The 20,933-nt window shown below is 53.4% G+C and carries 16 protein-coding genes, 2 tRNA genes and 2 riboswitches; of the genes, 6 read left to right on the top strand and 12 right to left on the bottom strand.

All coding sequences use genetic code 11. The annotated features are described in order from the left end of the window. Positions 1-30: 30 nt before the first annotated feature. Positions 31-1,578: a DNA recombination protein RmuC gene (gene rmuC, locus R2X38_RS22995; RefSeq protein WP_411185810.1), complete on the bottom strand. Its 1,548-nt coding sequence runs from the start codon at positions 1,576-1,578 to the stop codon at positions 31-33. 252 nt (positions 1,579-1,830) lie between these two features. Between rmuC and R2X38_RS22990 the strand changes: the two genes are divergently transcribed. Then, a complete protein-coding gene (locus tag R2X38_RS22990; protein WP_317524694.1) occupies positions 1,831-2,730 on the top strand; it encodes a DMT family transporter in 900 nt (299 codons plus the stop codon). Positions 2,731-2,839: 109 nt separating this feature from the next. Here the strand turns inward: R2X38_RS22990 and R2X38_RS22985 are convergent, their stop codons facing one another. Further along, positions 2,840-3,496, bottom strand: a complete 657-nt coding sequence (locus R2X38_RS22985; protein WP_317524693.1) for a GntR family transcriptional regulator — start codon at positions 3,494-3,496, stop codon at positions 2,840-2,842. Positions 3,497-3,638: 142 nt separating this feature from the next. Here R2X38_RS22985 and R2X38_RS22980 point away from each other — a divergent pair, with 142 nt between their 5' ends. Genes R2X38_RS22980 through R2X38_RS22970 form a run of 3 tightly spaced genes read left to right on the top strand, consistent with a single transcriptional unit; the run spans position 3,639 to position 7,764 of the window. Further along, a complete protein-coding gene (locus R2X38_RS22980) occupies positions 3,639-4,994 on the top strand; it encodes an FAD-dependent oxidoreductase (protein ID WP_317524691.1) in 1,356 nt (451 codons plus the stop codon). Between the two features lie 10 nt (positions 4,995-5,004). Beyond that, positions 5,005-6,129 carry a mandelate racemase/muconate lactonizing enzyme family protein gene (locus R2X38_RS22975; RefSeq protein WP_317524690.1) on the top strand — a complete coding sequence of 375 codons (1,125 nt, stop codon included), beginning with the start codon at positions 5,005-5,007 and terminating at the stop codon, positions 6,127-6,129. Positions 6,130-6,153: 24 nt separating this feature from the next. Next, positions 6,154-7,764 (top strand): BCCT family transporter, encoded by a 1,611-nt coding sequence (locus R2X38_RS22970; protein WP_317524689.1) that lies wholly within the window; start codon positions 6,154-6,156, stop codon positions 7,762-7,764. Between the two features lie 180 nt (positions 7,765-7,944). On the opposite strand, the gene R2X38_RS22965 is transcribed toward R2X38_RS22970, so the two are convergent. Further along, positions 7,945-9,141 (bottom strand): multidrug effflux MFS transporter, encoded by a 1,197-nt coding sequence (locus R2X38_RS22965; RefSeq protein WP_317524688.1) that lies wholly within the window; start codon positions 9,139-9,141, stop codon positions 7,945-7,947. 122 nt (positions 9,142-9,263) lie between these two features. Here R2X38_RS22965 and R2X38_RS22960 point away from each other — a divergent pair, with 122 nt between their 5' ends. Continuing rightward, positions 9,264-10,211, top strand: a complete 948-nt coding sequence (locus R2X38_RS22960; protein WP_317524687.1) for a LysR family transcriptional regulator — start codon at positions 9,264-9,266, stop codon at positions 10,209-10,211. A 155-nt stretch (positions 10,212-10,366) separates the two neighbouring features. Further along, on the top strand, positions 10,367-12,154 hold the full coding sequence (locus tag R2X38_RS22955) for an aminopeptidase P family protein (RefSeq protein WP_317524686.1): 1,788 nt from the start codon (positions 10,367-10,369) through the stop codon (positions 12,152-12,154). 94 nt (positions 12,155-12,248) lie between these two features. Here R2X38_RS22955 and thiH read toward each other — a convergent pair whose 3' ends face one another. From thiH to R2X38_RS22910, 9 genes are all read right to left on the bottom strand, one after another. After that, on the bottom strand, positions 12,249-13,361 hold the full coding sequence (gene thiH / locus R2X38_RS22950; RefSeq protein WP_317524685.1) for a 2-iminoacetate synthase ThiH: 1,113 nt from the start codon (positions 13,359-13,361) through the stop codon (positions 12,249-12,251). A 10-nt stretch (positions 13,362-13,371) separates the two neighbouring features. Continuing rightward, a complete protein-coding gene (locus R2X38_RS22945; RefSeq protein ID WP_317524684.1) occupies positions 13,372-14,142 on the bottom strand; it encodes a thiazole synthase in 771 nt (256 codons plus the stop codon). Next, complete coding sequence (gene thiS / locus R2X38_RS22940) at positions 14,143-14,361, bottom strand: sulfur carrier protein ThiS (RefSeq protein ID WP_317524683.1); 219 nt, start codon at positions 14,359-14,361, stop codon at positions 14,143-14,145. A gap of 7 nt (positions 14,362-14,368) precedes the next feature. Continuing rightward, the gene (locus tag R2X38_RS22935; RefSeq protein WP_317524682.1) at positions 14,369-15,130 is read right to left on the bottom strand and encodes a molybdopterin-synthase adenylyltransferase MoeB; all 762 of its coding nucleotides are present in this window, start codon (positions 15,128-15,130) and stop codon (positions 14,369-14,371) included. 10 nt (positions 15,131-15,140) lie between these two features. Beyond that, positions 15,141-16,370 carry a thiamine phosphate synthase gene (gene thiE, locus R2X38_RS22930; RefSeq protein ID WP_317524681.1) on the bottom strand — a complete coding sequence of 410 codons (1,230 nt, stop codon included), beginning with the start codon at positions 16,368-16,370 and terminating at the stop codon, positions 15,141-15,143. After that, on the bottom strand, positions 16,370-18,292 hold the full coding sequence (gene thiC, locus R2X38_RS22925; RefSeq protein ID WP_317524680.1) for a phosphomethylpyrimidine synthase ThiC: 1,923 nt from the start codon (positions 18,290-18,292) through the stop codon (positions 16,370-16,372). Before thiC ends, thiE begins: the two co-directional genes overlap by 1 nt. 118 nt (positions 18,293-18,410) lie before the next feature. Continuing rightward, positions 18,411-18,508: riboswitch (TPP riboswitch) on the bottom strand. 110 nt (positions 18,509-18,618) lie between these two features. Continuing rightward, positions 18,619-19,986: a voltage-gated chloride channel family protein gene (locus R2X38_RS22920; RefSeq protein WP_317524679.1), complete on the bottom strand. Its 1,368-nt coding sequence runs from the start codon at positions 19,984-19,986 to the stop codon at positions 18,619-18,621. Positions 19,987-20,069: 83 nt separating this feature from the next. Further along, positions 20,070-20,133: riboswitch (Fluoride riboswitch) on the bottom strand. 273 nt (positions 20,134-20,406) lie between these two features. Further along, a tRNA-Trp gene (locus R2X38_RS22915) sits at positions 20,407-20,483 on the bottom strand. 266 nt (positions 20,484-20,749) lie between these two features. Further along, positions 20,750-20,826: transfer RNA gene (locus R2X38_RS22910), tRNA-Trp, on the bottom strand. Positions 20,827-20,933: the final 107 nt, after the last annotated feature.

The raw sequence follows: 20,933 nt of genomic DNA, 5'->3' as shown, positions 1-20,933 counted from the left end.
ACAACCTGCATCTAAGTCCACAGCGCACAATTACGCTGTCGGGCTATCCTCACCAATTGCGGCCAACGCGCCCTCAGGTAAAGCATTATCATCCGCCGCCCCCAGCATCGCCCGCTCGGTCAACAATGGGCTGATATCGCGCTTAACCTCAACGCCCAACTGGCGAAAGCCCTCGGCCTGACGGATCACGTTGCCGCGCCCTGTCACCAGCTTGTTCATGGCACCCTGGTAGCTCTGGTTGGCCTTCTCCAGCGACGCACCCATGGCTTCCATATCAGTAACAAACAGGCGCAGCTTGTCATACAGCTTGCTAGCCCGCTCGGCGATTTGCTTGGCATTCTGATTCTGGCGCTCGTTGCGCCATAGGTTGTTGATTGTACGCAGCGCCACCAGCAAGGTGGTCGGACTTACCAACATGATGTTCTGATCCATCGCATCACGGATCAAGCTCGGGTCAGCTTCGATAACCGCCTGGAACGCCGGCTCGACCGGAATAAACATCAGTACATAATCGAGGCTCTCGACCCCGTGCAGCTGATGGTAGTCCTTGCGGCTCAGGCCGCGAATGTGACTACGAACCGAGGCAACATGCTCACCCAGAGCCAGCTCCTGTTCGGCCACCGTGTCGGCATTGAAGAAACGCTCGTAGGCAACCAGCGACACCTTGGCGTCGATCACCACATCCTTGCTCTGCGGCAGATGCACCACCACATCGGGCTGGTAGCGCTTGCCCTTGTCATTCTCGAGGCTAACCTGGGTTTGGTACTCGTGGCCCTCCCGCAGGCCGGACTCGTTCAGCACCCGGGCCAGAACCACTTCCCCCCAGTTGCCCTGTGCCTTGTTGTCGCCCTTGAGGGCTTGGGTCAGGTTGACTGCTTCCCGGGCCATCTGCTCGTTGAGCTGCTTGAGGTTATTGATCTCATGGACCAGGGTGTGACGCTCGCGCGCTTCCTGGGTAAAATTGTCGTTGACCTGTTTGCGGAACCCCTCAAGCTGCTCGCGCAGTGGCCCGAGCAGACCTTCCATGCTGATCCGGTTCTGCTGGTCAACGGTGCGGGTCTTATGCTCAAACATCTTGTTAGCTAGGCTCTCGAACTGCACCCGCAGCCTTTCTTCGGCATTTTCCAACAGGGCAATTTTGTCATCCGCCGCTTTCTGCTCTTCAAAATGGCGGGCTTCCTGCTCGCGCAAATCCGCTTCAAGACCAGCGTTGGCCATCCGGCTATTTTCCAGCTGCTCGGTCAAGTACTGCTTTTCGTTCCTGAGCGCTTCGAAATGGCGCATCTTCTCCAGCGCGGCAGCCAATCGGCCATGCATCTGACGCAACTCGGCAGTCAGCCTATCGCGCTCGACATCCATTTCGTCGAGCTCCTGGTTGCGCTCATCAATCTGGCTTTGGAAGTGCTGCATTTTACTCTGGGCCAATTTCAACTCGGCTTCTGCTTGCTGGCGCAACAGCGCCATTTGCTGCTGCCAGCGGTTTTTCACCAGCCATGCCACGATACCCCCTGCCGCCACAGCGCCGGATAACCCCGTCACCATCGCCAAGCCATATCCCGACATCCACTCATTCATCATGCTTTGTTCCTGACTCTTTGATTAACCAGCAATTGATCTGCTTTTGCCAATAAGGCTAAGAGGATACTGGATAAATGTCCAGTTCCGATAGCACAGAAAACCACACCACAACTCTTCTACACGCATCCCAGAATGAAGCTCACATTCCTTACAGCAATTTTCTGGTCGGCTTCCGTGCAATCGAATACACTGACGCCCTAACCTTATACTCCCTGCTGCCTTGCCTGCGCAGCTATTGATTATGGATGAACAATGAACGAACGTTACGCGCTCGGGTATGGCTTGGCAGCCGTCCTGCTGTGGTCGACCGTGGCCACCGCTTTTAAGATCACCCTCGATTTCTTCACCCCGATCCAGATGCTGGTTGCCGCCAGTGTGGTATCCGCCCTCGCCCTGGCTGGTATTGCGCTCTACCAGGGCAAGCTGCACCTGTTGGGTCGGACCTTCATGGCAAGGCCGCTCTACTACTTGCTGCTGGGGCTGATCAACCCGTTTGCCTACTACCTGGTGCTATTCAAAGCCTACGAGTTGCTGCCCGCTTCTCAAGCCCAGCCGCTTAACTACAGCTGGGCGATCACCCTGACACTGATGGCAGCGGTTTTTCTCGGCCAGAAAATCCGCAAACAAGACTGGGCTGCCTGTGCGCTGGGCTACCTTGGCGTGGTGGTGATTGCGACCAAGGGTGATGTGATGGCATTGCAGTTCGATAACCCAACCGGCGTCGCGCTGGCGCTGCTATCGACCCTGCTGTGGGCGATGTACTGGATCCTCAACACCAAGAACCAGGCCGATGCGGTATTGGGCGTTTTGCTTGGCTTTTTGGTATCGCTGCCATTCTCTATCGGTTTGAGCCTTTACACCGGTGGCTGGACGGCAATCCCTTGGCAAGGCTGGGCGGCGGTGAGCTATGTCGGGTTGTTCGAAATGGGGGTAACGTTCGTGCTGTGGATCAATGCGCTCAAGTTGACCCGTAACACCGCACGGATCAGCAACCTGATCTTTATCTCCCCGTTCATCTCGCTAATGCTACTGGCGACGATTATCGGTGAGGAAATCCACAGCTCAACGCTGGTCGGCTTGGTATTGATTGTCTGCGGACTGGTGATCCAGCAATGGAAAGGCAAAAAGCAACGCGCGGAAACAGCGGCTTAAACACACCGTTTTTACCAAATGTAATCCAAGGAGAGTCTATCAACCTCTCCTCGTTATCGCCGCACCGGCGACTTCACACGGATGTTGCAGGCTCACTGGCGAGCATCCGTTAACGCGATTTGATGCTGCGATACGCAAAGTCTGTTAGGTAGTCATTAAGACGGTGTGATGCCGCAACCGCTTCCTCGGCATCAGTGTGGATCACCGCGCGCAATACCGATGCATGCAATGACGAAGCTTCTGTTAGATCCGAGTGCTCATTCTTGAACGCAAACCAGAAGCGGCGCGACAACCCCTGCAATGGAGCCATAGCCAATTGCAGGTATTCATTGTCCGCCGCTTTCACAAGCAGGCGGTGAATATTCTTCAGCAACACAGCATATTGCACATCGTCCTTTTGCTCGGCGCATACCTCAAGCTGCTCGGCCAGCTGCTGCATACGCTGCTTTTCTTCAGTTGATGCCCTTGAGGCGGCATAGCGAACACACAAGGCTTCGATATCGCGGCGCACTTCCAAAATCTTCAACTGGCTTTCGATTGAGATAAGCGGGATCTGAATACCACGGCGCGGGTGGATTTCCACCATACGCTCGTAAGACAACCGCTGTAATGCTTCCCGTACCGGTGTGCGCCCCAAATCCAAAGACTCGGCAAGTTGCTTTTCGCTCACCATAGTGCCTGGCTCTAATTCTCTAAAAATAATCTTTTTTTCCAACTCGTTATAGGCAATGTCGGTTTTGTTAATGGCTTCTTTTATTGCTGTCATTGATTTCTTCCGTCCAATTCCATTAGTGAGCAGACTCACAATTAGCTGATCTGAATTGTACCACAGGAAAGACTAGGTATATATTACAAACACACAACTGATATATCAGTTGGACATCAGTAGTTCATCAGAGAGTAAAAGCATGAAGAATTGGCAAACCGTCAACCGTTTCGATCAACTTCCAGATCTTCCGATCCTTGCCGAGATCGACGTACTGGTTATCGGTGGAGGTGCAGCAGGTGTCGCAGCCGCATGTACTGCCGGTAACATGGGGAAAAATACTTGGCTTATTGAAAAGTATGGCTTTTGCGGCGGTGCTGCTGTTGCGGGCTTGTCTGGCACAATCTGCGGCATGTATATGGCGAGCGACAATCCAGACGCAAAACCGGAGCAAGTGGTGTTCGGCTTTACTGAAAAATTCCGCCAGGCACTGGAAGACAAAGGTGGCGTCACCGGCCCACAGCGTTACGGCAAGACCTTCACCGTAACCCACGACCCGTTGATGTGGCGCGAAGTGGCTGACGACATGCTAGAAGATGCTGGCGTCAATGTCCTGTTCCACACAGCGGTCACTGGCGTGATCATGGAAGGCGATGAGTTTAAAGGCGTGGTGCTGGAATCAAACGCGGGCCAAAGCATCATCCTCGCCAAGCAATTTATCGATGCTTCCGGTGATGCTGCCGGTATTGCCCGAGCCGGATTCGAGTACTACTTTGGTGACGAAGGCCGGATCCAGAATCCAACAATGTTCTTCCGTATTGCCGGTGTCGATCTAGACCAATACCTTGAATACTACGGCGAAGACACTATCTGCCCACCCAAGGTCACCGAAAATATCTTGGCAGCCAATGCATCGGGTGACTACGACCTACCTCGTCATAAAATCTGGATATTCCCGACCACCCGAGATGGCGAACTGATGGTGAACGCCACCCGTCTAGCCGGCCAAGACGGCCGGATGCTCAATGTGATCGATCCTGTGGATTTTACCGAGGCTGAAGTGTTTGGCCGTCGCCAGGTACGCGATTACGCCCGCTTCCTCAACAACTTTGTACCGGGTTGTGAAAATGCCTATGTGGTCGATACCGGTGTTGAGGTCGGGATCCGCCAAACCCGCTCAATCGTCGGGGTAGAGACCCTGACCAATGACGATGTTGTCACCTGCCGGAAACGTCAAGACGGGATCTGCCGCACGCCTTGGCCTATCGAGCTTCATTCCGGTGATAAACCTAAATTACATTGGCTGCTGAATGATTACTACGACGTCCCATTCAGCGCACTTATACCAGCGGTTGGCGAAAACATTATTGTAGCTGGCCGCAGCCTAAGCGCCGAGCACGAGGCTTTGGCTTCGGCACGAGTTACCGCTCAGTGCTTCGAATACGGCCATGCGGCTGGTGTTGCCGTGGTGAAGGCTATTGATGAAAACAAGCGTATCCGCGATCTGGACAGCCAGGCGATCCGTACTGTCATGATTGAAAATGGCAGCGCACTTTAAGGAGTTAGAAATGAAAGATACTGTAATTAAGCGTGTAGAACTTTACGCCGTTGCCGATCGCGATGCCCCACCGATCCCTTGGGCTGATAACCAAGAGCCACTGCTCTATACCAACAACATTGTCCGTATCATCTGTAACGACGGCACGGAGGGTGTTGGTGCCACCATCAGCTACACCGAGAACGATTTTGACCGCTGCATCATCGAAGCAATGCGCACTATCGTCCCAGGGCTTATCGGCAAGAACCCACTGATGACCGAGGAGTTGTACGCCTGGCTGCAAGCCCGCTGTACTTGGGGTGGCCTACCGGCGAAATCCCCAATAGATATTGCGGCTTGGGATATCAAAGCCAAAAAAGCCAATATGCCGCTTTACATGCTGCTAGGTGGTGCCCGCCATAAAATGCTGTCTTACGCATCGACGCCGATGTTCGACACGATTGAAGAGTACTTCCCGTATGTCGATGACTGCATCGAGCATGGCTTCACGGCAATAAAGCTGCACTGCTACTGCGTGTACGAAAAAGACGTTGCATTGGTCAACGCCATCCAAGAGCGCTATGGCAACACCAGCATTCGCTTCATGCTTGATACCGCAACCTTCTACACGCCGGAACAAGCCATGCGTATGGCAAAACTGCTTGAAAAGCACAATTGGGAATGGCTAGAAGCACCAGTATCCGACTATGACTACAACACCTACAAACGCCTAGTCGACAAAACAGATCTCGAGATTTCCAGCCATGGCAACTGCCTACTTACCCTACAGGAAGTGACCTATGCGCTGGGCAACAACTTTTGGTCTGATGTTCGCCAGGACGCCACAGTGTGCGGCGGCATCACCCCTCTGAACAAGTGCTTTGCAATTGCTGAAGGCCACTCAAAGAACCTCGAAATACAGAGCATGGGCTACACCATCACCCAAGCAGCCAACCTGCATGTGGCACTGGCCCACTACAACTGCAAGTACTTCGAACAGTTCTACCCTTACGAAAGCTTCGAGCTCGCCTCGAACACTCAGATCCGTACAGACAAGGAAGGGTATGTACACGCCCCCGAGGGCAACGGACTAGGCGTCGAAATGGATTGGGATGCCGTCAAAGCAGCCTCCATCGCCAGTTATACCTTTGAATAATTAAAACTATATAGGCGTTAGAAGATGAAACTAAAAACCTCTGAACTCGACTTGAAGCTGACCTTTAGCAGCTTCACTGCCGTACTCCTGCTGGGAGTACTGGCAGTGCTCTACCCCGAATCGGTAAAAAGCACCATGGGCAGTATGCTCGACTTTACCGTCATTAACCTTGGCTCTGGCTTCCTATGGTACACATTGCTTGCCACCGCTATCCTGCTGTACTTGGCATTCTCGAAATACGGCACCATCCGTCTTGGCGGCGACAAACCAAAATTCAGTAAATTCCAGCTGTTTGCCATGGCATTATCGGCAGGCATGGGCGCCAGTACCATGTACTGGGGCTTCATCGAGAGTACTTATTACTTCATGGACCCACAGTTCGGTATCGTCGACCGAGCACTAGCCATGGAGTATGCCTCAGCCTATAACATGTTCCACTGGGGAGCGGCTGGCTGGTTCTGCTATCTGATCGTTGCGATTCCATTCAGTATCGTGTTCTACCTCAAGAAAAACCGCCGTATGAGCCTCAGTGGCGTGGTCAACAGCCTGTTCGACGATCGGCTACCAGTATGGGTGCAGAAACTGATCGACCTACTGTTCATTATCACCACCCTGGCAGCAACGGCACTGACCCTTGGCCTAGGTATTCCGATGATTTCCTCTAACCTAAGCGCACTGACTGGGATCCCTGACAACTTGTTCTTAGGTATTGGCGTTATCCTTGCCCTATCTGTAGTGTTCTCGCTGAGTTCATATATCGGTATCGAAAAAGGCATGGCGCGCCTGAGTAGCGCGACCATTTATATCTGTGCCGGCTTTATTGGTTTGATCTTCATCATCGGCCCATCTGCGCTGATCATGAACAACACCACCAACGGCCTGGGCATCATGCTGAGCGAATACCTCCGTATGAGCACCAATACCGACCCGTTTGGCACCACCCTTTTCCCACAGTACTGGACCGTTTTCTTCCTCGCTAACTGGATCTCTTATTCACCGGGTGTTGGCGTATTCATCACCAAGATTTCTCAAGGCCACCGTGTACGAGACGTAGTATTGATCCTTGTTGGTGCAGGTACATTGGGTAGTGCTGTGATCTTCGGTGTATGCGGCACTTACACCATGAACTTCATCAATACAGAGGTTATTGACGGCGTAAGTCTGATCCAAGCCAACCAGCCAACCGAACTTGTACGTGAAGTGTTCAACCAGAGCCCGATCCCGGCCATCCTGACAGCGGTTTACTTGGTTACCATGGTGCTATTTACCGTGACAACACTTGACGGTACCTCTTATTCCTTGGCTGGCATTGCGACCAAACGCCTGGATAAAAACGCCAACGTATCACCGCTATTCCGCTTATTCTGGTGCTTGTTGCTAACCGTGCTACCGATCATCTTCCTACTGATCAACGCTGACCTGAATATCTTAAAGTCGTTCCCAGTCCTGATCATTGTGGTGATGGTGCCAATCTTTACCGTGACGGCAATAAAAGCAGTGAAATATATTCAGGGTGAATTCGGCCATCTTGAACCGAGTAAAATCGAACAGCACTCGATTGATATGCTAAAAGATGAGCCTGCAATTCGAGAGCAAGGTGGCAAAGACGATAGGCTCGAAGTGCAACCGGCATAACTTTTGCCATCAAAACACCTAACCCAAAAAGCCAGACGAAAACATCTTCTGGCTTTTGTATCTGGTGATTTCACCCAAACATAAAAAAAGCCTGCCACTATGTGGCAGGCAAACTAGCGAGTAAGGGTTGTCGAGACCCTGCGCCTTAAAAGGGACGGCGTCTTTTTATTATCGAGATTATTAGGCGGCAATCGGTGCGTGCCAGCGGCGGCCCATTTTCGTCCACAGCAGGAACAGGCCAGGGATCAGCAGCCACATCTGCAATACCATCAAGTCCGGCGAGCTCAAACCCAAACGCTGGGTCAGGCTAACCATGGCACCGGCACCACTCATCTGGAACAGGCCCAGCAGTGCCGCTGCGGTACCGGCACGGTCACCAAACGGAGCCAGCGCTTTGCCCGCCGCCGAGCCAAGCACAAAGGCAAAGCCGAACGAAGACATGAAAATCGGCACCATGAAGGCCCAAGCTTCGGCAATATGGCCCACCAGCAGCATCAACACACCTGCCAGCACCAAGATCACCAGGCCGGTATTCAGCGTCTTGCGCGAGCCGAAGCGGTCGATATATTTCGGCGCAACCATACACGCCAAAATATTCAATGCGGCATTGATACCAAACCACAAAGTGAACTGGTTCATACTCTGGCCAAGTTCGACCATCAGCCATGCAGGTGCAGAGGTTACGTAAGCCAGAATCACAGCCATTGCTAGCATGCACAGGCTGGCATGGTACAAGAAAGTTGGCTCCCTAAGGACAGACCAGTAGCGCGACAGGCTTATCGCCGAGCCCGACACATCGGTATCCGCCGGACGGGTCTCGCGGAAAAGCAGCAAGATAAACAGGCCTGCCACCAGAGCAAAACCAGCCATGAAACTGAAGTTTGCGCGCCAGCCAAACTGGTGGGTCAACCAAGTGCCCAAGAGTGGAGCCAATGCCGGGATAAAGCAGATCGCACCATTGAGGTAGCTGATCATCCGGCCGCTTTTCTCCGGGCCGAAGCTATCGCGAACCGCGGCAAAAGCGGCAACCGAGGTCGCGCAGGCACCGAAGCCCTGCAGCAGACGGGCAACCAACAGCATATCAAGGGATTGGGCCACATAGGCCAAGGCAGCACTTGCACCGTAAATCGCGATACCACCAAGGGCGATCGGGCGACGGCCGATACGGTCAGCCAAAGGGCCGGCCAACAGTTGGCCAAGGCCAAGGCTGAACATAAACCAGGTCACGGTATCCTGAACCCGGGTCAAATCGACCGCAAAGGTCTCCGCCATCGCCGGTAGCGCTGGCAGGTAAATATCAATGGCTAGCGGGCTGAACAGCACCAGGGTCACCATCAAGGCCACCAGCCGTTTATCCGCAGAGTGTTTCGGTTGCATAGTATTATCCTGTTGAGCAATGGCGGCAGTTTACGGCTTTCGAGATATGAATAGAAATGGTATATATTCAACACCGATTTTCCATTTAGGAATATCATGGCCTTTATCGGGAGAAAGGTGCCGTGTCATTTGAAAAACTTGCCAGGTTGGATCTCAACCTATTGGTCTGCCTCCATGTTCTGCTCGAGGAAGGCAGCGTTACCCTGGCCGCCAAACGGCTGTGCCTGAGCCAGTCAGCCGTCAGCAAAAGCCTCAATAGGCTGCGTGAACAATTCGACGATCCTTTGTTTGTCCGTACAGCCCATGGCATGAAGCCCACCCCACGCGCCATGGCCTTGATGCCAATGCTTGAACAACTGCTGAGGGATATCGAGCACCTGACAGCCCCGGCCAGTTTCGTGCCCCAAACCAGTGACCGCCATTTCCGCATGGCGCTGGTCGAAAGCGCCTACCCGCTGTTCCTGCCGCAGTTCCTAGGGGATATCTTCGCCGAAGGCCCGAATATCATCCTCGACACCCAGGCATGGGAGCCCAATACCTTCGACAAGCTGATCAACGGCGAAATCGACTTCGGGATCACTGGCAAGGATCTCAACCCCAAGGATGCGATGATGACTCTAATGCCGCCAAAGGGGATCGTATTTACCGAACTTTGCCGCGATAGCCAATGCTGCCTGGTGCGCAAGGGCCACCCTATCCTGACGCAGACTTGGGACGAGGCATGTTACCTCCAGCAGCGCCATATCCAGGTGCGCTGTGGCAATGATGACCGCTGGCTTCTCGACTACAAGCTGGCCGAGCGCGGACTTCAACGGGATATCGCCATGTATGTCCCGGACTTCAACAGCGCTGCTAGCCTGTGCACCCATACCGACTTGGTGTTTACTGCCCCGAGCCATTTTGCCTCATACATCAGTGCCCAGTTGGATTTGGCAGTGTTGCCGCTGCCATCAGCACTTCCTCCTATGGCCTACACCCTTTTCTGGCATCAACATCAAGAAAAAGACCCTGGTCATAGCTGGTTACGACAAATTATCACCTCGCGCTGCCGTGATTTGTCTGTTAGCTAATTGCAGCTATTAGGCAAAAGCGCTAATTTAGGGAGATCAGCCTGAAAAGCCAATATTTCCTGCCAACCGTAAGCAACAGGCAGGGTTATTTGTTATTCAGGCTGCCCTTATAGCCGTCACACGGACGGTGACTCAGTGAAAGGAAAAATAAACACATGCAAGCAGTTATCTCGCAACGCGTCGCGCAGATCCGCCAGTGGCTGGAAGCAAACCAGCTCGACGCCCTATTGATCCCGCACGAAGATGAATACCTGGGCGAATATATTCCTGCCCACAACGAGCGCCTGCACTGGGCGACCGGCTTCACCGGCTCCGCCGGTATGGCAGTGATCGCCCGTGACAAAGCAGCCATGTTCGTCGATGGTCGCTACGTGGTCCAGGTGCGCAAGCAAGTACCGGGCGATGTTTACGAATACCGCCACCTGATCGACGAGCCGCCGATGCAGTGGGCACTGGACAACCTAGCAAAAAGCAGCAAAGTGGCGATTGACCCGCGCCTTCACAGCGCAGCATGGCTGGCCCGCACCCAGGCGCAAGTAGCAGGCGAGCTGGAGCTCGTCAGCATTAGTAACAACCCAATCGAGCAATTCTGGGCAGATCGTCCAGAAGCGACCTTGTCTCAGGCCAAGCTAATGGGATTGGATTTCGTCGGCCAGAGCAGCAGCGACAAGCGTGAGCTCATTGCAGCCGAGTTGACCAAGCAAAAAGCCGATGCAGTGCTGCTTACCCAGCTCGACAGCATTGCCTGGCTACTGAATATCCGCGGCAGCGATGTACCAAGCCTGCCGGTCCTGCTGTCTACCGCCCTGCTTCATGCCGATCAAAGCGTTGATTTCTACATTGACCCAAGCCGCTTGCCAGCAGGCTTTGCCGACCATGTTGGCGAAGGTGTCCGCGTCAATTCACCGGAAGCTCTGGAAGCCGGCCTGAAGCAGCTATCAGGCAAAACCGTATTGGTTGACCCAGCCACCAGTAACGCCTGGGCCAGCCAGACTCTACGCGATGCAAATGCCACGCTACTAGAAGCAGCCGACCCTTGCTTGTTACCGAAAGCGGCCAAAAACCCTACGGAAATTGCCGGTATGAAAGCCTGCCATATCCGTGATGGCGTAGCCGTCAGCAAATTCCTGGCGTGGATCGATAGCCAAGTTGCCCAAGGTAACCTGCTTGATGAAGGTACCCTGTCAGACAAGCTATGGCAGTTCCGCAGCGAAGACAGCAGCTGCACTGATGTCAGCTTCGACACCATTTCCGCAGCTGCCGGCAATGCGGCGATGTGCCACTACAACCACAACAACCAGCCTGAGCCTAGCGTGCTGGAAATGGACAACGTCTACTTAGTGGATTCAGGCGGCCAGTACCCAGATGGCACCACCGATATCACCCGTACTATCGCTATCGGCGAGCCGGGCGATGAAGTGAAGAAAACCTTCACTTTGGTGCTTAAAGGCCACATTGGCTTGGCTTCTGCCCGTTTCCCGAAAGGTACCACTGGCTCACAGCTTGATGCCCTTGCCCGCCAGCACCTATGGGCACACGGCTTTGATTACGACCACGGTACCGGCCATGGCGTCGGCCACTTCCTAAGTGTTCACGAAGGCCCGCAGCGCATTGCGAAAGTACACAACCCAACGGCCCTGCTGCCGGGCATGGTGCTGTCGAACGAGCCAGGTTACTACCGTGCAGATGCCTTCGGGATCCGTATCGAAAACCTGGAGCTGGTTGTCGAAGTAGAAACGGCAGGCGATATGACAGTCATGGGCTTCGAGTCTCTGACCCGCGCGCCTATCGACCGTCGCCTGGTTGACTTGTCCCTGATGACAGATGCCGAGCTAAACTGGCTCAACAACTACCATCAGACGGTGTTCGACGTACTGAGCCCGTCGCTGCAGGGTGATGATCTGGCTTGGCTTAAGCTGGCAACTGCGCCACTAGCACGCTGATCGCCAGAACCTCTGTTCACCAATAGCATAAAGAAAACGCCCGCACAGATATGCTGTGCGGGCGTTTTTTCTTTTCATCACCTTATCTTAGTAGTTAGCCCGAATAGGCGTGGTGCCAGTCTTTCCAAACGACCTCAAAACCACGCTGCTTGACCGCAGCAGCTACATCGGTAGCCGGTCGCTCATCGCTGATCGCAAACTGCTCGAGCTCCGGCTCATCATCGGCATAACCACCCGGCTGAGTCTTGGACTCCGCCGACATAGTGGTGATCCCCAGCGGCAGCACATTATCACGGAACTGCGCTGACTCACGGGTCGACAGCGACAGCTCTACTTCAGGGTTAAGCAAGCGGTAGGCACAGATCAGCTGCACCAACTGACGGTCATCCATCACTGATTTTGGCTGCAGTCCACCTTCACATGGACGCAGACGCGGGAAGGAGATCGAATAGCGGGTCTGCCAGTAGGTACGCTCAAGGTAATCCAGATGTGCGGCGACAAAGAAACAATCAGTGCGCCACTCCTCAAGACCAATCAATGCACCAATACCGATCTTGTCGATACCTGCCTTGGCCAGACGATCCGGTGTTTCCAGCCGGTGCTCAAAGTCCATCTTGTTGCCACGCAAGTGGTGCTGGGCATAAGTCGGGGCACTGTAGGTTTCCTGGTACACCATGACCGCATCCAAACCAAGGGTTTTCAGCTCGGCATACTCGTCCTGATCCAGCGGTTGGACTTCCATTGCCAGATAACTGAAGTGGGACTTGATCGCCGGCAGCGCCTTGCGGAAATATTCCATCCCGACCTTGCGCTCGTGCTCGCCGGTCACCAGCAGGATACTGTCGAACTGCTTGGCCTTGATGGCCTCACACTCACGTTCAATCTCGGCCATGTCCAAGGTACGGCGCTTGATGCGGTTTTCCATCGAAAAACCACAGTAGGTACACGCATTGGCACACAGATTAGACAGGTATAGCGGAATATAAAACGACACCGTATGGCCGAAGCGCTTGCGGGTCAACGCGGCCGACTGCTGTGCCATCTGCTCGAGATAAGACTCTGCCGCTGGCGAGATCAGGGCTTTGAAATCTTCCAGATCACGCTTGGGTTTACGCAGCGCCCGCTCGACATCTGCCTCGGTTTTGCCATAGATGGACAGCCGGATATCATCCCAATCCAGCTGCTTCCACTCATCAACGAAACTCATCGCAAGCTCCTTAGGCCGGCTGATCCAAGAACGCCGTCAGCGGGCTGGAGGCGATGGCATGGTTAACCGTTCCCGCCAAACCAGCTTCATACGCCATACGGCCACTTTCAACCGCCAACTTGAAGGCACGGCCCATGGCAACAGGATCGGCCGCCGCCGCAATGGCGGTATTCACCAATACTGCGTCCGCTCCCATCTCCATCGCTTCAGCAGCATGGGATGGTGCACCAATACCCGCATCAACAATCACTGGCACCTTGGCCTGGTCGATGATGATTTCGAGGAAGTCACGCGAAGCTAAGCCTTTGTTGGAGCCAATCGGTGCACCCAACGGCATCACCGCCGCACAGCCCACCTCTTCCAAGCGCTTACACAGCACAGGATCGGCATGGCAGTATGGCAGCACGATGAAACCTTCGCGAACCAGCTCTTCTGCAGCCGCCAATGTCTCGATCGGATCAGGCATCAAATACTTCGGATCTGGGTGGATTTCCAGCTTAAGCCAATTCGTACCAAGTGCTTCTCGGGCAAGCTTGGCGGCAAATACCGCTTCCTTGGCATTCTTGGCGCCAGACGTATTTGGTAGCAGGTTTACCCCGGCATCAATCAACGGCGCAAGGATATCGTCATCACGGTTTTCAATATCTACGCGCTTAAGTGCCATGGTCACCAGCTCGGAGCCCGAGGCAATAATCGATTCAGCCATAGCATGGCGGTTGGCATACTTACCGGTACCAGTAAACAGGCGTGACGAGAACGTCTTATCAGCGATAGTTAGCATTTATCCTCCTGCAATCGCTTGGAACAGGGCGATGCGATCGCCGGCGCTCAGTACAGTCGTTTCCCACTCGCTGCGGGCAACAATATCTTCATTCAAGGCTACAGCTGTGGCCTGTAGCGGCATCTCGAGTTGCGTCAACAATGCGCTGAGAGACTGGCCTTCTGGCACTTCTACCGGTTTATCATTGACCCGCACCTGGATCAGAGTCGCAGTCGTCATAGTGGTTCTATTCTCCCGTCCCGCAAACCGGGCACGATCTATCTGTTGGAAGTTGAAAGGCTTGCCAGCCCATCGTCAGACCATCGAACTGGCGTAGCGTGCCAAAGCCCACCTCACCAGCACCGGTCAGTAGTTTTATAGTTTCTAATGCTTGCAAATTGCCGATAGTACCGACCACCGGCCCGGCAATACCGGAATTACTGCAGTTCTGCGGCTCATCAACAGCTCCCGCCTGACGCGGGAACAAGCAGTGATAGCAAGGCCCTTTACCCTGACGGAAATCAAAGGCCATCAGCTGCCCTTGCCAACGAATTGCCGCGCCCGATATCAAAGGCTTATTGGCCTTGAAACAGGCATGATTGACGGCATATCGGGTTGCTAGGTTATCGGAGCAGTCAAGCACGATATCAGCCAGCGATACCTCCATTGCCAACCGCTGATCGGCCAGCCGAGCTTTTACTGCCCGGATACGGATATGCGGGTTTAACGCCTGCAACTGATCCGCTGCCATCTGTGCCTTGGCTTTACCCTGATCGCTATCGCGATAGATCACCTGGCGCTGCAGGTTTGAGCTATCGACCGTATCGTCATCGGCGATCACCAAATTGCCGATACCCGCCCCAGCAAGGTACAAAGCCGCAGCTGAGCCTAAACCGCCGGCCCCCACCAACAACACCTGAGCATTGGACAGTGACTGTTGGCCTGGCTCACCGATCTGCGGCAGCATGATCTGGCGGTTATAACGAAGAAATTCCTGATCACTGAGCATGGTTGCCATCCTATTCGGCCGGGTTGCGCACTAAGATATCTTCAAACGCCGCAATAGCCTTCGCCGGGTCATCGGCTTGGGTGACAGCACGGACAACCGCAACACTACTTACTCCTGTTCGCCAGACTCTCTCAGCACGGGACAAGTCGATGCCACCAATCGCGACTGTCGGGAACGCGTCACCAATCAGCTTTTGGTAAAGGGCCAAGCGGTTAAGTCCCTGCGGTTTAGATGGCATATCCTTAGTGGTTGTCGGGAAGATATGGCCCAAAGCGATATAGCTAGGAGCAAACTCCGCCGCACGTAGAATTTCGTAGTAGCCGTGAGTCGATAGCCCAAGACGCAGCCCAGCCTGCTGAATCGCTGCTAGGTCAGCGGTTTCCAGATCTTCCTGCCCAAGATGAACACCGTAAGCCTGGTTATCGATCGCCAGTTGCCAGTAATCATTCACAAATACCTGGGCACCATGCTGCTTACCGGCCTCAACGATCGTAGTGATTTGGGCAGGCAACGTAGGCTCAGAGGGATCTTTGATCCGCAGCTGGGTCGTTTTCACGCCCAAATCAAGCAAGCGGGTCACCCACTGGGCCGTATCGACAACCGGATACAGCGCCAACTTATCGCGCTCCACCGTGGCAAACGGCGAAACGGCCACTTCTTTACTGGCCCAGCCAAGTTCATCGCACTCAGGGTGGTTAGCCGTCAACGGACGCGGGAACAATGCGCGTGTCATCGGCCAGCCAGTTTCACCATAGCCATCAGCATGGCTCTCCAGGTAACCTCGGGCATGGGCGCGCGATAGCGTGACCGCATCTTCCAGCGGGTAATCCAAAGCCAATGCAGCCAGCAACATGGCGCGCTGTGGCTCACTTGCCCCGGCATGGTGGCAATACACCGCGCGGGCTTCACCAAGGTGATGCCAGATATCGACGCAGCCTTGCTCTGTCGGCAGGCCACAGACCACCAACGCCGGATTAGCCGCAACCTGCTGCTGCATCTCGGCCAGAGTCGGATAAGGGGCAATCCACTGATCGCGCACCTCCAAGCCCTGAGCCTCACTCTCGGACGGATTAAACGCCACCTTGAAGGTTGTCCCCTCAAGATGAATGTCTACCACCTCCGATCCACTCCAGTCCATACTGACCGCTTCACCGAGCTGGTATTTATCGGCCGCTGCCAACAACGGCTCGATATGCATCAGTAATGGCGCCAAGTGATCGGGTAAACACAACGCGTTCATTAACTTTCCTCTTTGATTGGGTGATATAACTCACTCCCCTTGGCCCGGAATTCATCGGCTTTTTGCTGCATGCCCTCAAGGGGGTCATCCAGCATCTGCACGGCCAGCTCGCCGTCTTTCTCCAGTCCGCTGGCATACTCACGGACTTCTTGCGAGATCTTCATCGAACAGAATTTTGGTCCACACATCGAGCAGAAATGGGCGATCTTTCCGGACTCCTGAGGAAGGGTTTCATCATGGTAGGCTCGAGCCGTTTCAGGGTCTAAAGCCAGGTTAAATTGATCTTCCCAGCGGAATTCAAAGCGCGCCTTTGACAAGGCATTGTCTCGCACTTGAGCACCGGGATGGCCTTTGGCTAAGTCTGCCGCATGGGCACACAGCTTGTACGTGATCAGCCCCACCTTTACATCTTCTTTGTTAGGTAGGCCCAAATGTTCTTTCGGTGTGACATAACACAACATGGCACAGCCATACCAACCAATCATGGCAGCACCAATGCCGGACGTAATATGATCATAGCCGGGTGCAATATCTGTGGTTAGTGGACCAAGGGTATAAAACGGCGCTTCATGGCAGTGCTTGAGCTGCTCTTCCATGTTTTCCTTAATCATGTGCATCGGCACATGCCCCGGCCCTTCAATCATTACCTGGACATCATATTCCCAAGCAATCTTGGTCAGTTCACCCAAGGTACGCAATTCACTGAACTGCGCTTCATCGTTGGCATCAGCCACCGAGCCCGGACGCAGGCCATCACCCAGAGACAAGGCAATATCGTACTGGGCACAGATTTCACAAATCTCCCGGAAGTGCTCGTACAGGAAACTTTCTTTGTGGTGCGCCAAACACCACTTGGCCATGATTGAGCCACCGCGCGAGACAATCCCGGTGACCCTTTTCGCTGTCATCGGAACATAGCAAAGCAAAACACCAGCATGGATAGTAAAGTAATCAACGCCTTGTTCAGCTTGCTCGAGCAAGGTGTCACGGAACACTTCCCAGTTGAGGTTCTCAGCAATACCATTGACCTTCTCCAAAGCCTGATACATAGGTACAGTACCAATCGGCACCGGACTGTTGCGGATGATCCATTCACGGGTTTCGTGAATATTACGGCCGGTTGAGAGATCCATGACGGTATCGCCGCCCCAGCGGGTCGACCACACCAGCTTTTCCACTTCCTCTTCAATCGATGAGCTAACTGACGAGTTGCCGATATTGGCGTTGACCTTAACTAGGAAGTTGCGGCCGATGATCATCGGCTCGGTTTCAGGGTGGTTGATATTCGATGGGATAATAGCCCGGCCTTCAGCAACTTCACGGCGGACAAAGTCAGGGGTAATTTCTTTTGGTAGGTTGGCACCAAACGCCATGCCCGGATGTTGCTGGTTAAGTACCTCATCACGGTATTTCGCCCGGCCCATGTTTTCACGGATGGCAATAAACTCCATCTCAGGTGTGATGATCCCCTGACGGGCATAATGCAATTGGGTAACATTTTTGCCTGGCTTGGCACGGCGGATGCGAGCCTGTTGCTCAAACCTCAGCTCATCAAGGGTGTCATCAGCTAAGCGCTCTTTGGAATACTGAGAACTCAGCTCGTCCAGCAGTTCAGTATCCCCCCGCTCCTCAATCCAATTTTCACGAAGCTTAGGTAAGCCGGCATAAATATCAGCTGGCTGCTCAGGATCGGTATAGAAGCCAGAGGTATCATAAACCCGTACCGGCTCATTGGGCTCAAACACAGGGGATTCTTTGGTACCACCAACTAGGCTATCACCCAGGGCAATCTCGCGCATCGGCACGCGGATATCTTCTCGGCTCCCGGTGACATAGACTTTCCGGGAGTTCGGGTAAGCCTGGGTGGTCAGTGAGTCGATAAATTGTTTCGCTTCCAGTCTCGCTTGTTTGCGATTCGACATAGCAATTTCCTTTTTGGTCCATAATAGGGAAGTTGCTTGGCGGATGGGTGCGTAAACAAGAGGCTATACGTAGGGTGTATAGTGTCGTCTGTTACTGCCACTGTGAATACAGTGATACAGAAGAGTCTCTCTTGTTCCCTTCGCAGGTATTAGCCTGATCAGGTTCTACGGATCCCGCAATGCGGTCTCAGCCAAATGGCACTCCGACAAGTTGAATTAGCAGTATATGAAAGGGGTTCCGCCTCGGCAAGGCAGAACCCACAGTTTTAATACTTATTTGGCAAAAACATTGCTACTTTTGCATAACACCATTAAGTGCGACAAATTTATTTGAAACGCTTCACAAGTGACTTGAGCAATGAAGAGTGGGTTTCCCTCAGTTCACCAAGCTTATGGGTGATCTTCGGCGCCCCTTCCAAATCAAAAAGCTTAGGTACGGCGACTCGCTGCGACGAGTAAATGCCGGTATGGCCACTGAAGTAGTAAGCGGTGTAGCATGCAATGGCAAAGTACAGCATGTGCTCTGCACCAAAAAGCTCGATCCCCATAATGGTACAAGCCAACGGTGTGTTGGTCGCAGCCGCAAACACAGCAAGAAAGCCAAGGGCGGCAAACAGATCGACCGGCGCGCCCAGCACCCATGCCATGGTATTGCCCAATGTCGCCCCAACGAAGAATAGCGGAGTCACCTCCCCGCCCTTGTAGCCAGCAGCAAGGGTAACTGCTGTCAGCAGCAATTTGAGTAACCAGCTATACCATTCGGCTCCCCCTTCCTGAAAGGCCGTCAAGATACTCACTCCCCCTTCACGGCTCGAATAGACGCCCAAGCCTATGTAATCGTAGTTACCAATCAGCTGAACCGCACCGATAACAATCAAGCCACCGACGACCACAATCAAATACGGGTTTTTGAGTGTCGCCTTGAAGATATCTTTAAAGGCGTGGGTCAGTTCACCGAACAGGTATCCCGCCAAACCAAAAGCCACGGCAGCAATCACAATCTTGACGATCATCAGCAAATCGACTTTGACCGCATGTTCGAACAGGGTAATGGTTTCGAGGAAGTCTATCCGGTAGTGGGTATGGTGGACTCCCCAAGCTGAACAAACGACATCTGCCAAGACGGCAGCAAACAAGGCAGGGATAATTGCATCATAGCGCAGGCGGCCTATCGCCAGCACTTCCAAAGCAAAGATGGCACCAGTGAGCGGCGTGCCGAATACGGCACCAAAACCTGCCGCTACACCGGCAATCAAAATCAACCGGGTATCCGCTTCATTGAGTTTGAACTTACGTGCCAGCCAGTGAGTCGACGCCCCGCCAATTTGTACAGCGGTGCCTTCACGCCCTGCTGAGCCACCAAACAGGTGGGTGATCACAGTAGTAATCAATACCAATGGCGCCATTCGGGCTGGAATACCGGCACCGGGCTCATGGATCTCATCCATGATGAGGTTGTTACCGCCTTCGGAGTTTTTCCCCAAGTTGCGGTAGCAATAAACGATCACGATACCGGCCAGTGGTAAAAGGTAGATAAGCCACGGGTTATCAATCCGGGTCGCAGTTGCCACACTGAGGATCCAAAGGAAAAAGGCATTGAGCGAGCCGACAATAACGGCAACGGGAATAATGAGTAGCGTCCAACGGAGGATCTGGACGAATATTTTAGGATTTGAACTTAATGGATGCGCCATACCATGTCTATCTTTATCTCGAATTACTCTCAAGGATAGATGCTATGGCAAATAACAAGCCCCACCATAGACGGATCTATCCTACTACAGCAGGAGTCATTATCTCGGTTGAGCGGTTAAAGGTGGAACTCCATCACCCGCCATGGCGGTTTCGCCAAGGCAATAAACAAATGCTACCGCTTATCCTTATTAACAACAAGAGAAAAAATAAATCAGCAAATGAAATAGCCCAACATCGCTTCACGAGACAACAAATGCAAAAAAGCCCCAGCATTTCTGCTAAGGCTTCGAAGGTGGCAGGGGGGACTGGGCCGGCATCCCGGAGATTCGAACTACTCCTAACACGCGCTGTTTTGCCATTAGCGGAATCCGAAGCAATAATACGAAAAAGGCCTAGTCTTTCGACTAGGCCTTAGAATATGGCAGGGGTGGAGAGATTCGAACTCCCAACACGCGGATTTGGAATCCGCTGCTCTGCCAATTGGAGCTACACCCCTAATGTGTTAATCATTCTACTGACAATTCTCCGGAGATCAAACTGATTTTCACTGACCGAGTCACAGTATTGATTAATAAAGAAAAGTTAACGCAATAACAAAAACTTAAATTTGGCACATACGAAAAAGGCTCCAGCATTTCTGCTAGAGCCTTGAAGATGGCAGGGGTGGAGGATTCGACCGGGCTGGCGCTCCAGCTCCCAACATTGCTTCGCAGAAGCAACAGATGTAAAAAAGCCCCAGTCTTTCGACTGAGGCTTTAAAGATGGCAGGGGTGGAGAGATTCGAACTCCCAACACGCGGATTTGGAATCCGCTGCTCTGCCAATTGGAGCTACACCCCTGTAGTTGTTTTAAAGACTTAACTTTGTCTGAATAAGTGGCGGAGCGGACGGGACTCGAACCCGCGACCCCCGGCGTGACAGGCCGGTATTCTAACCAACTGAACTAC

Origin of the sequence: Photobacterium rosenbergii (assembly GCF_033022775.1) — a bacterium.
Lineage (GTDB): Bacteria > Pseudomonadota > Gammaproteobacteria > Enterobacterales > Vibrionaceae > Photobacterium > Photobacterium rosenbergii_A.
The sequence above is the reverse complement of the archived record's forward strand: the minus strand, read 5'-3'. Positions and strand labels throughout refer to the sequence as shown.

Coding starts and splice junctions, on each gene's coding strand:
- R2X38_RS22985 (WP_317524693.1), bottom strand. CDS start 3,496: ATGACAGCAATAAAAGAAGCCATTAACAAAACCGACATTGCCTATAAC.
- R2X38_RS22935 (WP_317524682.1), bottom strand. CDS start 15,130: ATGCTCAGTGATCAGGAATTTCTTCGTTATAACCGCCAGATCATGCTG.
- R2X38_RS22920 (WP_317524679.1), bottom strand. CDS start 19,986: ATGGCGCATCCATTAAGTTCAAATCCTAAAATATTCGTCCAGATCCTC.
- R2X38_RS22965 (WP_317524688.1), bottom strand. CDS start 9,141: ATGCAACCGAAACACTCTGCGGATAAACGGCTGGTGGCCTTGATGGTG.
- R2X38_RS22975 (WP_317524690.1), top strand. CDS start 5,005: ATGAAAGATACTGTAATTAAGCGTGTAGAACTTTACGCCGTTGCCGAT.
- thiC (WP_317524680.1), bottom strand. CDS start 18,292: ATGTCGAATCGCAAACAAGCGAGACTGGAAGCGAAACAATTTATCGAC.
- rmuC (WP_411185810.1), bottom strand. CDS start 1,578: ATGATGAATGAGTGGATGTCGGGATATGGCTTGGCGATGGTGACGGGG.
- thiE (WP_317524681.1), bottom strand. CDS start 16,370: ATGAACGCGTTGTGTTTACCCGATCACTTGGCGCCATTACTGATGCAT.
- R2X38_RS22945 (WP_317524684.1), bottom strand. CDS start 14,142: ATGCTAACTATCGCTGATAAGACGTTCTCGTCACGCCTGTTTACTGGT.
- thiH (WP_317524685.1), bottom strand. CDS start 13,361: ATGAGTTTCGTTGATGAGTGGAAGCAGCTGGATTGGGATGATATCCGG.
- R2X38_RS22955 (WP_317524686.1), top strand. CDS start 10,367: ATGCAAGCAGTTATCTCGCAACGCGTCGCGCAGATCCGCCAGTGGCTG.
- thiS (WP_317524683.1), bottom strand. CDS start 14,361: ATGACGACTGCGACTCTGATCCAGGTGCGGGTCAATGATAAACCGGTA.
- R2X38_RS22970 (WP_317524689.1), top strand. CDS start 6,154: ATGAAACTAAAAACCTCTGAACTCGACTTGAAGCTGACCTTTAGCAGC.
- R2X38_RS22980 (WP_317524691.1), top strand. CDS start 3,639: ATGAAGAATTGGCAAACCGTCAACCGTTTCGATCAACTTCCAGATCTT.
- R2X38_RS22990 (WP_317524694.1), top strand. CDS start 1,831: ATGAACGAACGTTACGCGCTCGGGTATGGCTTGGCAGCCGTCCTGCTG.